This window comes from Yeosuana sp., from assembly GCF_057126245.1.
Genome location: NZ_DBNGMQ010000043.1, coordinates 1 through 15,400 on the forward strand (window position 1 = coordinate 1; position 15,400 = coordinate 15,400).

15 protein-coding genes are annotated in these 15,400 nt (G+C 32.2%); 7 read left to right on the forward strand and 8 right to left on the reverse strand.

The features are described from left to right. On the forward strand, positions 1–1,097 hold a 1,097-nt coding region (locus AC15TD_RS04405), incomplete at its 5' end, for a proline dehydrogenase family protein (RefSeq protein WP_484450920.1). 6 nt (positions 1,098–1,103) lie between these two features. Here the strand turns inward: AC15TD_RS04405 and AC15TD_RS04410 are convergent. The 4 genes from AC15TD_RS04410 to AC15TD_RS04425 all read right to left on the reverse strand — a co-directional run bounded on the left by AC15TD_RS04410 (position 1,104) and on the right by AC15TD_RS04425 (position 4,465). Further along, positions 1,104–2,162: a polysaccharide biosynthesis protein gene (locus AC15TD_RS04410; protein WP_484450921.1), complete on the reverse strand. Its 1,059-nt coding sequence runs from the start codon at positions 2,160–2,162 to the stop codon at positions 1,104–1,106. Between the two features lie 98 nt (positions 2,163–2,260). After that, positions 2,261–2,854, reverse strand: a complete 594-nt coding sequence (locus AC15TD_RS04415) for a sugar transferase (RefSeq protein ID WP_484450922.1) — start codon at positions 2,852–2,854, stop codon at positions 2,261–2,263. A gap of 1 nt (position 2,855) precedes the next feature. Continuing rightward, positions 2,856–3,227 (reverse strand): hypothetical protein, encoded by a 372-nt coding sequence (locus tag AC15TD_RS04420; protein WP_484450923.1) that lies wholly within the window; start codon positions 3,225–3,227, stop codon positions 2,856–2,858. 38 nt (positions 3,228–3,265) lie between these two features. Continuing rightward, positions 3,266–4,465, reverse strand: a complete 1,200-nt coding sequence (locus AC15TD_RS04425) for an alanine dehydrogenase (RefSeq protein ID WP_484450924.1) — start codon at positions 4,463–4,465, stop codon at positions 3,266–3,268. A gap of 141 nt (positions 4,466–4,606) precedes the next feature. Here AC15TD_RS04425 and AC15TD_RS04430 point away from each other — a divergent pair, with 141 nt between their 5' ends. After that, positions 4,607–7,033: a TonB-dependent receptor domain-containing protein gene (locus AC15TD_RS04430; RefSeq protein WP_484450925.1), complete on the forward strand. Its 2,427-nt coding sequence runs from the start codon at positions 4,607–4,609 to the stop codon at positions 7,031–7,033. Here AC15TD_RS04430 and AC15TD_RS04435 read toward each other — a convergent pair whose 3' ends face one another. The 4 genes from AC15TD_RS04435 to porX form a co-directional block, all read right to left on the reverse strand. Then, positions 7,034–7,477 carry a hypothetical protein gene (locus AC15TD_RS04435; protein ID WP_484450926.1) on the reverse strand — a complete coding sequence of 148 codons (444 nt, stop codon included), beginning with the start codon at positions 7,475–7,477 and terminating at the stop codon, positions 7,034–7,036. Between the two features lie 43 nt (positions 7,478–7,520). Continuing rightward, positions 7,521–7,664: a hypothetical protein gene (locus AC15TD_RS04440; RefSeq protein ID WP_484450927.1), complete on the reverse strand. Its 144-nt coding sequence runs from the start codon at positions 7,662–7,664 to the stop codon at positions 7,521–7,523. Positions 7,665–7,833: 169 nt separating this feature from the next. Continuing rightward, positions 7,834–8,262 (reverse strand): tRNA (adenosine(37)-N6)-threonylcarbamoyltransferase complex ATPase subunit type 1 TsaE, encoded by a 429-nt coding sequence (gene tsaE / locus AC15TD_RS04445; protein ID WP_484450928.1) that lies wholly within the window; start codon positions 8,260–8,262, stop codon positions 7,834–7,836. Between the two features lie 94 nt (positions 8,263–8,356). Beyond that, positions 8,357–9,910: a T9SS response regulator signal transducer PorX gene (porX, locus tag AC15TD_RS04450; RefSeq protein WP_484450929.1), complete on the reverse strand. Its 1,554-nt coding sequence runs from the start codon at positions 9,908–9,910 to the stop codon at positions 8,357–8,359. Positions 9,911–10,025: 115 nt separating this feature from the next. On the opposite strand from porX, the gene AC15TD_RS04455 reads away from it, so the two are divergent. From AC15TD_RS04455 to efp, 5 genes are all read left to right on the forward strand, one after another. Continuing rightward, on the forward strand, positions 10,026–11,246 hold the full coding sequence (locus AC15TD_RS04455) for an HD domain-containing protein (RefSeq protein WP_484450930.1): 1,221 nt from the start codon (positions 10,026–10,028) through the stop codon (positions 11,244–11,246). 141 nt (positions 11,247–11,387) lie between these two features. Then, a complete protein-coding gene (gene lpxD / locus AC15TD_RS04460) occupies positions 11,388–12,416 on the forward strand; it encodes a UDP-3-O-(3-hydroxymyristoyl)glucosamine N-acyltransferase (protein ID WP_484450931.1) in 1,029 nt (342 codons plus the stop codon). After that, positions 12,403–13,809 carry a bifunctional UDP-3-O-[3-hydroxymyristoyl] N-acetylglucosamine deacetylase/3-hydroxyacyl-ACP dehydratase gene (locus tag AC15TD_RS04465; RefSeq protein ID WP_484450932.1) on the forward strand — a complete coding sequence of 469 codons (1,407 nt, stop codon included), beginning with the start codon at positions 12,403–12,405 and terminating at the stop codon, positions 13,807–13,809. Before lpxD ends, AC15TD_RS04465 begins: the two co-directional genes overlap by 14 nt. A gap of 185 nt (positions 13,810–13,994) precedes the next feature. Beyond that, a complete protein-coding gene (gene lpxA, locus AC15TD_RS04470; RefSeq protein ID WP_484450933.1) occupies positions 13,995–14,780 on the forward strand; it encodes an acyl-ACP--UDP-N-acetylglucosamine O-acyltransferase in 786 nt (261 codons plus the stop codon). 52 nt (positions 14,781–14,832) lie between these two features. Then, a complete protein-coding gene (efp, locus tag AC15TD_RS04475; RefSeq protein WP_484450934.1) occupies positions 14,833–15,399 on the forward strand; it encodes an elongation factor P in 567 nt (188 codons plus the stop codon). The last annotated feature ends 1 nt before the right edge of the window (position 15,400 follow it).

Genomic DNA, 15,400 nt, shown 5'->3' on the forward strand with positions numbered 1-15,400 from the left:
TCCTATTTAAAATGATCTCTATAGAACCTTTGGTTAAAATAGGAGCTGCTGCCACTAACTTTGCTATTAAAGCGCATTTACCCATCGAAGGCCTTATTCGATCTACCGTTTTTGACCATTTTTGCGGGGGTGTTAATGAGGAAGATTGCTTACCCGTTATTGATAGGATGTTTGAAAAAGGTGTAAGCTCTGTTTTAGATTTTTCTGTTGAAGGCAAAGAAAATGATAAAGAGTTTGATGCTGCTATGACGATGACCTTAAAAATCATCGATTTTGCTAATGAAAAGGAGGCGATGCCCATTGCTGTTTTTAAACCAACTGGTTTTGGTCGGTTAAAACTATTTGAAAAGGTTGGAAATAAAGACCAACTAACCGAAAAGGAACAAGAAGAATGGCAACGCGTTGTAAATCGTTATGATGCTGTATGTAAACGCGGTAAAGAACGCGATATTGCTGTTTTAATTGATGCTGAAGAAAGTTGGATGCAAGAGGCTTCGGATATTTTGGTTAGAGAGATGATGGAAAAATATAATACGGAGAAACCTATTGTTTTTAATACCTTACAAATGTATCGCACCGATCGTTTGGACTTTTTAAAAGCTGAACACCAATTAGCTAAGGAAAAAGGCTATTATTTAGGTATGAAACTGGTAAGAGGGGCTTATTTAGAAAAAGAAAACGAGCGTGCCGAAGCGAAAGGCTATCCAACGCCCATGTGTCCGAATAAAGCGGCCACTGATAAAAACTATAATGATGCCGTTGCCTATATGGTAGAGCATATTGAAGACATGTCGGTTTTTAATGGGTCTCATAATGAAGAAAGTTCTTATTTGATGATGAAGATTATGAAAGAAAAAGGCCTAAAAAATAACGATGAACGGGCTTGGTTTGGACAACTTTATGGTATGAGTGATCATATTAGCTATAATTTGGCTGATAAAGGGTATAATGTGGCTAAATACGTGCCCTTTGGACCTGTAAAGGATGTGATGCCATATTTAATTAGACGCGCTGAAGAGAATACTTCTGTTGCTGGACAAACGGGTAGAGAATTAGCTTTATTAAAAAAAGAAAAGCAACGACGAAAACTGCTATAGTATGTTTTAGATAGATCTTTCTAAAATCGCTTTAATTTGTGACGGACGATCTAAAGGCGTTATGTCTTCGATTGATTTCCAGTTAAAAGTTGGTGCCTTTTGCTCTTTTTTAGACGTTATATACATGATGTCTGTATCATCTGTTGATTTTAATACTTCCGTATCAGACACAAAGGTTTCATGATATTTTTCTCCTGGTCTAAGCCCAATCATTTCAATGTTATTTTTAATATTGAGACGATTTATTTCTAAAAAAACAAGAGCCACATCTATAATTCTGATGGGGTCGCCCATTTTAAAGGTAAACAAGGCATGTTCCCAATGGTTATGGACTGCAATTTTTAAAATAAGCAGGCATGCTTTTTTATTACTAATAAAATATCTGGTCACCTCTTTACCTGTTATTGTTAAAGGGATTCCTAAATCTAATTGTTTTTTGAAAAGCGGAATTAAAGACCCGTTAGAGCCTAGAATATTTCCAAACCGGGTGGTTAAAAACCGAGTGCTATTCTTTAAATTTAAGGACTCTAAATACAATTCTCCAATGCGTTTGGTCATTCCCATCACACTTATGGGGTTTACAGCTTTATCAGTAGAAATAAAGAGGAATGTCTTCACCCTATGTTTTAAGGCTAAATCGGCTAAATGTTTGGTCGCCAGAATATTTAATTTTACAGCTTCATACGGATTCGATTCCATCATGGGCACGTGTTTATACGCTGCTGTATGAAAGATATAGCTGGGATTATATGCTTTAAAAATTTCCTCCATAGCATGATTATCTCTAATATCAGCCAGTATAAAGTGTATGTTGGAGAACCGATGTAATTCAAATTCTTTTTGCAGGTAATAAAGCGGTGTTTCAGCATTATCAAGCAGTATCAGATTTTTAAAGGTACTGGTTGCCAGTAACTTTGAAAGACCACTGCCAATAGTTCCTGCGGCACCTGTTATTAAAATGGTTTGGTTCGAAAAATCAAAATCTGGATTAACTTCTTTATTAATTGGAAATGAAGAAGACACTTCTAATAACGTTTTTATGTGATTAGAAAGCGATTCATTCATAGGTGTTCATCGTTAAGAAGCAGATAAAAAGGGCGTAATGCGTATGCAAAATATAAAAAATAAGCATTGATACCTAATACAAATACGATTTAAACGCATTATTTAGTTAAAACGTTTATAACCGTAATGACGATGAGTTTTAAATCGTACCACAAACGGATTTTCTCTATATAACGTTTGTTGAGTCTGTTCTTTTCAGGAATGATTGTTTTAATAAAATAGGCTTCGGGGTTTTTTGCTTTTTTAAGAAGTTCCACCTCGTTTCTAAACGCTATAGAGGCTAAACCTGTAATTCCTGGTCTAACATCAAACACCGCCATATCTTCTTTTGGATAGTGATTTACGTATTTTCTTAATTCTGGTCTTGGGCCAACAAAACTCATATCGCCTATTAAAATATTGATGAGTTGCGGGAATTCATCGATTTTATAACGCCTTAAAAAATAACCGACTTTCGTAACCCGTGCATCTTTGTTCCCTATGGTTAATAACCCTTTTTGTTCAGATTCCATATACATGGTTCTGAACTTAAGGATATTGAAATCGTTATTATGTAAGCCAACACGCGGTTGAATAAATAAAGCAGGTCCTTTTGAGTCTAATTTTATAATAATAGCCATAAGCAGTAAAAAGGGAGACAAACAGATGACGCCTAAAAGTGAAAAGAAAACATCAAACACGCGTTTCATCATATTACTCAGGCATAGAAATGTTTAAAATAGTGGCTATGCTATCACAATTTTCAACCGTTAAAATCATCTCTGTTTCTTTGTATGCGCCTTCAATAGCATAAATTCCACAGGGTTTTTTTCTGGCACGTCCGTCAAAATTGATATGCCCATGTTTTAACAGATAAGTTATAGTCAGAGAATCCAGGTCATTTTTAGAAATGGCTGCGTTAATATCCTCTGAATATACAATCTGCTTGGTATTAATGTTTTTTAGTGTTCTTGCTTGCGGTGAATAATCACAAGAGACTTTTTTGCCATTTAAAAAAAATGCTAAAATTATGAGTCCTATGGAAAAACCGCCAAGGTAGTATCCAAAACGTTGTATTAATTTCATGTACTAAACTATTTTTGAAGCATGTGTTGTTTTGATATTTAAAATATAAGTAAATTGATATCACTATATTTTAAATCAAACCATTCTCCAACAGATTTATTGGTTAAAATGCCGTGGTAAAAATACAATCCATTTTTTAAACCTTTGTCAAATCTTAGAGAATTTTCAATACCGCCATCATCAGCGATTTTTAATAAATAAGGTGTAAAAATATTACTAATAGAAACAGAAGATGTTTTAGAATATCTTGCAGGAATATTGGGGACACAATAATGAATCACACCATGTTTTTGGAATGTTGATTTTTTATGTGTGGTAACTTCACTGGTTTCAAAACAGCCACCCATATCAATACTCACATCAATAATAATAGACCCTTTTTTCATCGTCTCTACCATGGCTTCAGTCACCACAATAGGGGATCTGTTTGAGCCTCTTACAGCACCAATAGCCACATCGCAGCGTTTTAAGGCTTTGGTTAAATTTTTTGGTTGAAATGTTGAGGTAAACAAAGGTCTTCCGATATTGGTTTGAATGCGTCTCAATTTTGAAATTGAATTATCAAACACTTTAACATTCGCGCCCAATCCAATAGCACTTCTTGCGGCAAATTCACCAACGGTCCCTGCACCAATAATGACAACTTCAACTGGAGGCACACCACTAATATTACCAAATAACACCCCATTACTTTCAGAACTATTCGACAATAATTCAGAGGCTATAAGCACACTGGCGGTTCCGGCTATTTCACTTAACGATCTTACCGCTGGATATAAGCCGTCGTTATCTCTAATGAATTCAAATGCAAGTGCTGTGATTCGTTTAGAGGCTAATAATTCAAAATACTTTTTGCTTTGTGTTTTTAATTGGAGTGCCGATATTAGTATGGTTTGCGGATTTAACAATTTAATTTGCTCAAGGCTTGGTGGTTCTACCTTTAATACCATTGGGCAGGCATAAACCTTAGCCGTATCCTTCGTTATTTCAGCACCCGCTTCGCTATAATCTTTATCACTAAAACTCGCTCCGATGCCGGCACCAGCTTCAAAAAGGACTTTGTGACCATTATTAACCAGAGCTGAAACGGCATCTGGTGTTAAACAAACACGTTTTTCTTGAAAAGCCGTTTCTTTAGGAATCCCAATATATAATTCTCCTTTACGTTTAAAAATCTCCAGAGTTTCCTCTTGTGGTAAGAGTTGTTGCTTCGTAAATGGCGATAAAGATTTAGACATATTTTATTTTGTTAAATAAAAAATTAAATTACAAATAAATTTTTGAATCTTAGCTAATTCTTATTCAAATTGAATTGAGTTACGGTTTTACCGTAATTTTACGTCGTTTGAAAATTGTAAATTTGTTTTCTATTTATGTTTATGAATGTAAAGCTACTTAAATCTCTCGTATTCTTAGTTTCTTTATCTAGTTATGCCCAGCAATATTCTTTAAATGGACAGGTTAAAGATGAAAGCAATAACCCGATTGCTTTTTGTAATGTTACCCTAACTCAAGTAAATGCTAATGCAAATATATCTGGAACAACTTCTGATGAAGATGGTACCTTTATTATTGAAAATTTAAAGGCTTCAGATTATGCACTAAAAGTTAGTTTTTTAGGTTTTGATTCTTATCAAGATACTATAAGTTTACAAAGAGATACCACCATCAATACCATTGTACTAAAAGAGCAAGCACATCAATTAGATGGGGTCACTGTTGTAGCAAAGCGGCCAACGGTACAACGAATGGTAGACCGATTAGTTTTTAATGTTGAGAATAGCACGCTTTCCAATAATAATATATTTGATGTGTTGAAGAACACACCTGGTGTTTTAGTTTTAGGTGAGAATATTTTCATAAAAAAAAGTTCTCCAACGGTTTATATTAATGATAGAAGGGTACATTTATCAGCAAATGAAATTCAACAATTGTTAGAAGGCACCTCCGCTAGCAGCGTAAAATCTATTGAAGTCATTTCCAATCCACCTGCAAAATACGAATCTGAAGGTGGTTCTGTGCTTAATATCATTATGAGTAAAAGTGTGTCACCGGGTTATAATGGAAGCCTGTTCGGCACATATAAACAAGGATCAGAATTCCCAAAATATTCTTTAGGAACAAGCCATTTTTTTAAGTCGGAACGTATTGATGCGTATGCGAATTACGGCATAAGCCCGAGAAAAGATTTTAGACATAATAACGAAGTTGTCAATTTTATAGATAATAATCAAACAACATCACGTTGGAATACAGACTTTAAAAGAACGAGAGAGATTATGAATCAAACGATCAATGCTAATATTGATTTTAAATTCGATGATCGCAATATCTTGGGTGTTTCAACGAATATGGTCCTTTCACCTAGAGAGCATACAAGGACATCGGTGAATTCATTAACAGAAGTTTTTAATGCGAATAGTGTGTTGGATTCTACTTTTCAAACAACGAATCGTCTGGTTGATGAAACGTATAATCTCTCTTTTAATTTAAATTATACTCATAATTTCAAAAAGGAAGGAGAGAAGCTTATGGTGAACGGTCATTATACCGATTATGATTTTTCAAGTTTTCAAAATGTTGACACGGGATATTTTCTACCTAATATAACAGAATCCTTTAGAGATAATAAGTTTCAAACATTTTCAAGTCAGAACGTTAAGATATACACCGGTCAATTAGATTATGAATTACCAATGAATCATTCCGCTAATTTTGAATCAGGTTTTAAATATTCCAGTATTGATTCTGAAAGTATTCTAAATCAATTTATTTTTGTTAATGGCATAAAAGAAGAAGATTTACAGAATTCGGATACGTTTATATATGACGAAATGAACTATGCAGGGTATGTTAGTTTTTCTAAAGATTGGGAATCTTGGAGTTTGAAATGGGGGTTAAGATCAGAGTATACTCAGATAAAAGGGAACTCATTGTCTACGAGTCAAGTTAATGAAACAGATTATTTTAAATTATTTCCTTCGTTTTATGTGTTGCACAGTTTTAATGAGAATAACGACTTTTATTTTAACTATAATAAACGTATTTACAGACCACGATATAATGAATTAAATCCGTTTAAATATTTTTTAAATGACAATGCTTATTTGATTGGTAACCCTAATTTAAGACCAGAAATTGATGATGTATTTACTTTAGGATATACCTTTAACAAAAAGTATACATTTGAAGCGTATTACAGATATGAAAATAGCCCGACGCAAGAAATTATTTTACAAGATAACACCGAAAATTTGTTAAAGTATATTAATATTAATATTGATAAAAATATATCATACGGATTAGATTTTATGACCTTTACGAAAGTTGTCACAGATTGGAATGTATATGTATTATCATCCCTTTTTCATGAGGAAAATCAATTTTATGCTGAAGACATTAATAATAAATTAGTCACCAATAATCAATGGTCGTTTTACACACAATTTATTAATTATTTATCATTCCTTAAAGACAAAAGCCTAACGGCTGATATCTCGTATTTATATATTTCTCCCGTTGCAAGTGGGCCTTCCAAAGTTACAAGCAGACACGGACTTAATATCAATTTAAAAAAGACGTTTTTGAAGAATAAAGCTTCTGTTAGTATTGGCGTTACCGATGTATTTAACACACAAAACTTTACACAAACCAATAAATTCTTAAATCAGGATTATTATTTAAATTCAAGAATTGAAAACCGGTTATTTACCTTTGGTTTTAATTATAAATTCGGGAATACCAATCTAAAAAATAATCAAAGAACCTTTGATTTAGAAGAGCGAGACCGTTTAAATAAAAAGTAATTAAAAATATTGTTTCAATTTATCCCAAAACGTTTTAGGCCTTACTTTAAACTCGTCTTCTAGCTCTTGTAACGATTTTGTAGCTTCATTTATTTTATTGAAAATTTGTGCTCTAATCAAATAAATAGAAGGCACAATTACAGCCATAATAGGAATTAAATATATTAATTGATTACTATCAATAAACTCTTGATTATCTTGTCTTAAAAGCAAAAATATTTGATAACTATACATTGCTATTGGTACTAGAATTGCATGAAACCACCAATGTCTACAGGTAAAAAACCAAATTAAAAGCAAAAACAAAGGAATAACTTTAGAAGTAAGAACCCACATAGAAACATTGGCATTTTCATAATAGCCACTATTGTAAGTAAACATAAAAGTGTTCCAAACAGCTGTGCTTGGAACACTTTCATATAAATAAAATAAATAAGGAGTCATAGCTATTAATGTTGCTAGGATACTTCCTATTATCAAGCTTTTTTTATCCTCCGCAAGGAACTTTGATTTTTGCTTTTTCAACTTTGGCTGTTTGGTGTCCATCTTGGTTAAATGCGTTTGCTGCATAAGCCGTAAACAACATGCCTCCGAAAATTGCTAGTGCAATTAAATACTTTTTAGTTTTCATAATTTAAGGGATTAATTAATTAATTACCTCAAATGTAGAGAAAAGTATTCTGAAGAATTTAGCGAAATGTTAAAATTATGTTAAAACACATTGGTTTTAAAAAATCGCGTTGTGGTTTTACCGTAAATCTTCATTATTCGGGGTTACATTTTGTTGTTTTACTTCATATTTAGCCTATCTGTTTATCAAAATTTAATTTAAAATTTAGTGTTATAGACCTCGATTTATTATCATTAATACATAAATCAATTCTATTAATATCTTCTGGAAGGATAGATTCTATAATCTCAGGCCATTCAATGATAACCCAGTGATTAGAGTATAAATATTCTTCAATTCCAAAATTATACGCTTCTTCAATATCATTTAATCGATATAAATCGAAATGATAAATGAGATCGTTTATGGCCTCATATTCATTAACAATTGAAAACGTAGGACTGCTTACATCATCTTTACTTCCTAAGTTTTTTACTATTGATTTGATGAGCGTCGTTTTTCCAGCACCCATGTCACCATAAACTAAAATTATTTTAGAGGTTACATTCTCAATAATACGTTTAGAAATGTCATCAATAGTATCTAAATAATAATCCATTTCAATATTAAAATTATAAGGCAATATTATTAATAAAAATTGAAATAACCTAATAAAATATGTATTTCATCGATGTTTTTTGCATTATATGGAGTTATTTAGGGCTAAAAACAGCAAAAGGGATAATCATTTCTTCAAGTGACACACCGCCATGCTGATACGTATTTCTATAATAACTCACATAATGATTGTAATTATTCGGATAGGCAAAAAATAAATCACCTTTAGCAAATATAAAAGAGCTACTCATGTTAATGGAGGGCAAATGAATAGATTTTGGGTCTTTAGCTTCAAAAACATCCTTACTTTCAAAGGTTAAACTTCTACCTGTTTTATATCTCAAATTTAGACTGGTATCTCTATCTCCAACAACTTTAGAGGGGTTTTTTACATTAATAGTGCCATGATCTGTGGTTAAAATAAGTTTAAAACCTAATAATTGTGCCTGATGAATCATTTCTAACAGCGGGGAGTTTTTAAACCAGCTTAAGGCTAAAGACCTGTAAGCTTTATCATTTGACGCTAATTCTTTAACCACTTCCATTTCTGTTTTTGAGTGGGAAAGCATATCAACAAAATTATAAACAACCACCGTTAAGTCATTGTTTTTTAACGAATTAAAATTATCAACTAATTTTTTGCCATTCTTTAAATTCGTAATTTTATAATATTCATAATTTAAATGCGTTAACCCAAGTCGTTTCATTTGCGTATTTAAAAAATCTTCTTCGTGTAAATTTTTACCGCCTTCGTCGGTATCATTTTTCCAATATTGAGGATACATTTTTTCCATGTCACTTGGCATTAGTCCAGAAAAAATAGCGTTTCGAGCGTACTGTGTAGCCGTGGGTAAAATACTATAAAAGGGTATTTCGCTTTCTTTTTTATAATAATTATTGATTATGGGTTCAAAAACCTTAAACTGATCATACCTTAAATTATCTATTACAACCAATAAAGTAGGTTGCTCTTTACTTAATTCGGGCGCAATTTTATATTTAAATAACTTATGAGACATAACAGGTGCATCAGAATGATTATCAAACCAACTTGCATAGTTTTTGTCAATAAATTTACCAAACTGCGAATTGGCCTCAATCTTTTGAGATTCCAATATTTCAAACATACCTACATCTTCAATATTTTCTAATTGAATTTCCCAATAAATAAGTTTTTGATATAAAGCCGCCCATTCCTCAAAAGAATTAACCATAGATAATTCCATAGCTATTTTTCTGAATTCTTGCTGATAATTGGATGTTGTTTTTTCTGAAACTAATCGAGAATGATCTAAATTCTTTTTTAGACTTAGTAAAATTTGGTTTGGGTTGACAGGTTTAATCAGGTAATCGGCTATTTTATTACCAATGGCTTCTTCCATGATATATTCTTCTTCACTTTTAGTGATCATGACTACTGGAAGATTATCTTTTTTTTCTTTTATTTCATTAAGAGTTTCAAGACCTGATAAGCCAGGCATGTTTTCGTCTAAAAAAACAATATCGAAATTCATATCGTCTAAGATATCTAATGCTTCAGAACCACTGGAACATGTTGTAACATGATAGTTTCGTTGTTTAAGAAAAATTATATGAGGTTTTAATAAATCAATTTCATCATCAATCCAAAGTATATGTATCGTATTCATTTAAAAAAAATAGTTTGTAAACATTTATAGTGTATTTTTTGTTTTTATCTATAATTAGGGTTTTATGCCCGTCATATATTTATATTTGTATCAATTAATATTAAAAATTTAAAGTTTGAACAAACTTAAAATCTTTAACGACCCAATTTACGGTTTTATTACTATTCCTAATACGCTTATTTTTGATTTAATTCAGCATAGGTATTTTCAACGTTTACGAAGAATTACTCAAATGGGAATGTCTTATATGGTATATCCCGGTGCCCACCACACGCGTTTTCATCATGCCATTGGGTGCGTACATTTAATGCAAAAAGCGATAGAAATACTTCGTTTTAAAGGGGTTACAATAAGTAAAGAAGAAGAAAACGCGCTTTATGTTGCTATTTTATTACACGATATTGGGCATGGACCGTTCTCTCATGCTATGGAACATAGTATTGTAAATAATGTCTCTCACGAGCAAATTTCATTGCTTTTTATGGAGCGTTTGAACGAAGAATTTAACTCAAGTTTAACGCTTGCTATCCAAATTTTTAAAGGGGACTATCATAGAAAGTTTATGTGTCAGCTTGTTTCGAGTCAATTGGATATGGACCGTGCAGATTATTTAAAACGCGATAGTTTTTATACAGGTGTTGCTGAAGGAAATATTAATAGTGAGCGTTTAATTACCATGTTGAATGTTGTTGATGATATGTTGGTTGTTGAAGAGAAGGGTATTTACAGTATTGAAAAATTTATTAATGCCAGACGTTTTATGTATTGGCAAGTATATTTACATAAAACAGGAATTGTTGCAGAACAATTATTAATTAGAGTTTTGAAACGTGCAAAAGAATTAATTAATTCAGGCGTTCATTTAACCACCAGTAAGGCCTTTGGATATTTTTTAAATCATGATATTTCTTTAAAAGATTTTAATAACGATATTCTTAACACGTTTTCTCAACTAGATGATTTTGATATTGTTTCATCTTTAAAGGAATGGCAACACCATGATGATTTTGTGTTAAGTAATCTATGTCAGATGATTTTGGATAGGTCTTTGTTAAAAATAAAAATTAAGAATAAAAAAAATAAACTAAAGCATTTTGAATCGCATTTAAATACGCTCATTTTAAAATATCAAATTACTAAAAAAGAAGCCGAGTATTTTGTGTTTACCGGAGAAATTTCAAATCAAGCATACATGCCAAAAACCCAGAGTATTCATATTTTATATAAGTCTGGTAAAATTGAAGACATAACAAAAGCATCAGACCAATTTAACATAAAAGCCTTATCAAAACCAGTTACAAAATATTATATATGTTACCCTAAAGAAAAACTTTAGGACATTTTTCATATTTTTGCCTCGATTGAACAAAAGCAACAAACTTAAAGTGTGATATGAGCATATCAAGAATGTTAACATTAAATAAACGTTTCTCTATGCAAATTTTATCTGACTTTATAATGAAACTATTTTTTTCGGATGAAATTTACAGCACAACAAATAGCAGAGATTTTAGAAGGTGATATTGATGGTAATCCCAATGTCGTAGTTTCTAAATTATCTAAAATTGAAGAAGGCACGGAAGGATCTCTGACATTTTTGGCTAATCCGAAATACACCCCATTTATATATTCAACAAAAGCGTCAATAACCATTGTAAATAAGTCTTTTATACCTGATAATAAGCTTAATACAACGTTAATTATGGTAGAGGATGCTTATAAATCGTTTTCTAAGCTTCTTGAATATTATAATTTAATTAAACAAAATAAAACAGGAATAGAACAACCAAGTCACATTTCAGACAATGTGGTTTATGGCGAAAATATTTATATTGGCGCGTTTTCATACATTGGAGATCACGTTAAAATAGGGGATAATGTAAAGATTTTTCCTGGCGCTTACATTGGAGATAATGTGGTTATAGGAGATAATACCATGATTTTTCCTGGTGTAAAAATATATTCTGAAACTATAATTGGTAAGTATTGTGTGCTCAATTCAGGTGTTATTATTGGGGCTGATGGGTTTGGGTTTGCGCCTGGAAGTAATGGAGAATACAGTAAAGTACCACAAATTGGTAATGTAATTCTTGAAGATTTTGTTGATGTTGGCGCTACAACCACTATAGATAGGGCAACTTTAGGATCTACTATTATTAGAAAAGGTGTTAAGTTAGATAATCAAATTCAAATAGCACACAATGTTGAAATTGGAAAAAACACGGTGATTGCGGCACAAACTGGTATCGCTGGATCAACAAAAATTGGTGAAAATTGTGTTATTGGAGGTCAGGTAGGGATTGTCGGACATTTAACAATAGGTAATAATGTTAAAATTCAAGCGCAATCAGGAATAGCGAGAAACGTAAAAGATAATGAAGTGCTTCAAGGCTCACCTGCTTTGGCACTAAGTGACTACAATAAATCGTATGTTCACTTTAAGAACTTAACGAAGATTGTTAAAGATATTAATGATATAGAAAAAAAAATAGATGGCAATAGTTAATACAGAAATAAAGCAAAAAACAATACAAAAGGATATCTCTTTATCTGGTGTTGGCTTACATACTGGAAAAAACGTAACAATTACTTTTAAACCTTCAAAACCTAATACCGGATTAGCCTTTAGGCGTGTTGATCTTGAGGGTTCACCAGTTATTGAAGCAGATGCAACCTTAGTAACAAACACAGAAAGAGGAACTTGTTTAGAAAAAAATGGCGTTACTATTCAAACCTCTGAACATGTTCTAGCCGCTTTAGTAGGAATGGATGTTGATAATGTTATTATTGATCTAGATTCTTCTGAACCACCAATTATGGATGGATCTTCAAAATTCTTTGTTGAAGCTATTGAAAAAGCCGGTATAGTAGAGCTTGATGCATTTCGAGAAGAATATATTATCTCAGATATTATTTCCTATACCGATGAAGAATCGGGAAGTGAAATTTTGGTAATGCCTTCAAAAGAATATCAAATTACCACGATGGTTGATTTTGGAACTAAAGTATTAGGAACCCAAAATGCGACGTTAAATAAAGTGTCAGATTTTAAGAAAGACATTTCAGATTCAAGAACCTTTAGTTTTTTACATGAGATTGAAATGCTTTTGGAACATGGTTTAATTAAAGGAGGTGATTTAAATAATGCTATTGTTTATGTTGATAAAGCCTTGTCGCCCGAAACACTTGAAAAACTTAAAATAGCCTTTAAAAAAGACTCCATTTCTATTAAACCAAATGGTATTTTAGATAATTTGACTTTACATCATCCTAATGAAGCTGCAAGACATAAGCTGTTAGATGTGTTAGGCGACTTAGCGCTTATTGGAACTCATATAAGAGGAAAAGTGATTGCTAATAAACCCGGACATTTTGTGAATACTCAGTTTGCGAAAAAAATGTCTAAAATCATTAAAAATGAAAGGAGAAATAATGTTCCTAAAATTGATTTGAACCTGCCTCCATTAATGGATGTGAATCAAATTATGGCGATGTTACCTCACAGACAGCCTTTTTTGTTAATTGATAAGGTTTTTGAATTGTCAGAAAATCATGTTATCGCTACAAAAAATGTAACGATGAACGAATCATTTTTTGCTGGTCACTTTCCGGGAGCACCCGTGATGCCGGGTGTTTTAATCGTTGAGGCCATGGCTCAAACGGGGGGTGTTTTAGTATTAAATACAGTGCCAGACCCTGAGAATTACTTAACGTTTTTTATGAAAATGGATAATGTGAAGTTTAAGCAAAAAGTGGTTCCTGGCGATACACTTATTTTTAAGTGCTCATTAATAACACCGATTAGAAGAGGTATTTGTCATATGCAAGGGTATGCCTATGCAAATGGAAAACTTTGTGCAGAAGCTGAGCTTATGGCTCAGATATCAAAAGTAAAATAATTATGAACAAAACAAATATTTGTAGTCTTTACTCGTGTTCTAATGATTATTTTTATCAACACATTTCAACTTTAAAGAATTAAAAATCAAGAAATGAACCGAGCAATAACAATAATTTTCTTTGACGCGAAAACATTACATTGCGAACACATTTTTACCGATTTATCAAAATTAAAATTATAAAAATGAATCAACCATTAGCATACGTACATCCGGGCGCAAAAATTGCAAAAAATGTAGTAATTGAGCCTTTTACAACCATTAATAACAATGTTACAATCGGAGAAGGCACTTGGATAGGTAGCAATGTTACCATTATGGAAGGTGCGAGAATAGGGAAAAATTGCAATATTTTTCCGGGTTCAGTCATTTCAGCTATTCCTCAAGATCTAAAATATAATGACGAAGATACGACGGTTGAAATAGGAGATAATGTTACTATTAGAGAGTGTGTTACCATTAATAGAGGGACTGCGGATAGAATGAAAACGGTTATTGGTAATAATTGTTTAATTATGGCATATTGCCACATCGCGCATGATTGTATTGTTGGTAATAACTGTATATTCTCGAATAACAGTACCCTAGCAGGGCATATTACCATTGGAGATTATGTGGTTTTAGCTGGTATGACAGCGGTTCATCAATTTGTATCCATAGGAAACCATGCATTTGTAACAGGAGGCTCTTTAGTAAGAAAGGATGTTCCACCATTTGTTAAAGCCGCTCGAGAGCCTTTATCATATGTAGGAATAAATTCAGTAGGGTTACGAAGACGCGGGTATACCTCAGATAAAATAAGAGAAATTCAGGATATTTTTAGAATACTCTATCAGAAAAACTATAATAATACTCAGGCGTCTGAAATTATTGAAGCTGAAATGGAAGCGACTCCAGAACGTGACGAGATTCTTCAATTTATAAAGAATTCGCACAGAGGTATCATGAAAGGCTACTTCAAATCAAATTAAAAATTGTAAACAAAATAAATTAATAATAAACGACTTTACAACTCAGTAATATATGGCAACTACAAGTGATATTAGAAACGGATTATGTATTAAATATAATAATGATATTTATAAAATTATTGAATTTTTACACGTAAAACCAGGTAAAGGTCCTGCTTTTGTAAGAACAAAAATGAAGAGTGTAACGAATGGAAAAGTTTTAGATAATACGTTTTCTGCCGGTCATAAATTAGAGGATGTTCGCGTAGAAACTCATAAGTTTCAATTTTTATATAATGATGGTGAATTCTACCATTTTATGAATCAAGAAGATTATACGCAAATTCAATTAACTGAAGCCGCTTTAGATAATCCAGGTTTAATGAAAGAAGGTGAGGTTGTTACAGTTATTATTAATACCGAAGACAACATGCCACTTTCTGTAGAAATGCCTGCAAGTGTTGTTCTTGAAGTCACCGCTACAGAACCTGGTGTGAAAGGGAATACCGCAACTAATGCGACAAAACCAGCAACGGTTGAAACCGGAGCTTCGGTAAATGTCCCTTTGTTTATTAATGAAGGTGATAAAATTAAGATAGAAACAGACAAGGGTACGTATAAAGAACGTGTTAAAGAATAGT

Excerpts from the sequence above, each read along its gene's own strand:
- AC15TD_RS04410 (WP_484450921.1), bottom strand. The coding sequence starts at position 2,162 with ATGAATGAATCGCTTTCTAATCACATAAAAACGTTATTAGAAGTGTCT.
- AC15TD_RS04415 (WP_484450922.1), bottom strand. The coding sequence starts at position 2,854 with ATGATGAAACGCGTGTTTGATGTTTTCTTTTCACTTTTAGGCGTCATC.
- AC15TD_RS04420 (WP_484450923.1), bottom strand. The coding sequence starts at position 3,227 with ATGAAATTAATACAACGTTTTGGATACTACCTTGGCGGTTTTTCCATA.
- AC15TD_RS04425 (WP_484450924.1), bottom strand. The coding sequence starts at position 4,465 with ATGTCTAAATCTTTATCGCCATTTACGAAGCAACAACTCTTACCACAA.
- AC15TD_RS04430 (WP_484450925.1), top strand. The coding sequence starts at position 4,607 with ATGAATGTAAAGCTACTTAAATCTCTCGTATTCTTAGTTTCTTTATCT.
- AC15TD_RS04435 (WP_484450926.1), bottom strand. The coding sequence starts at position 7,477 with ATGACTCCTTATTTATTTTATTTATATGAAAGTGTTCCAAGCACAGCT.
- AC15TD_RS04440 (WP_484450927.1), bottom strand. The coding sequence starts at position 7,664 with ATGAAAACTAAAAAGTATTTAATTGCACTAGCAATTTTCGGAGGCATG.
- tsaE (WP_484450928.1), bottom strand. The coding sequence starts at position 8,262 with ATGGATTATTATTTAGATACTATTGATGACATTTCTAAACGTATTATT.
- porX (WP_484450929.1), bottom strand. The coding sequence starts at position 9,910 with ATGAATACGATACATATACTTTGGATTGATGATGAAATTGATTTATTA.
- lpxD (WP_484450931.1), top strand. The coding sequence starts at position 11,388 with ATGAAATTTACAGCACAACAAATAGCAGAGATTTTAGAAGGTGATATT.
- AC15TD_RS04465 (WP_484450932.1), top strand. The coding sequence starts at position 12,403 with ATGGCAATAGTTAATACAGAAATAAAGCAAAAAACAATACAAAAGGAT.
- lpxA (WP_484450933.1), top strand. The coding sequence starts at position 13,995 with ATGAATCAACCATTAGCATACGTACATCCGGGCGCAAAAATTGCAAAA.
- efp (WP_484450934.1), top strand. The coding sequence starts at position 14,833 with ATGGCAACTACAAGTGATATTAGAAACGGATTATGTATTAAATATAAT.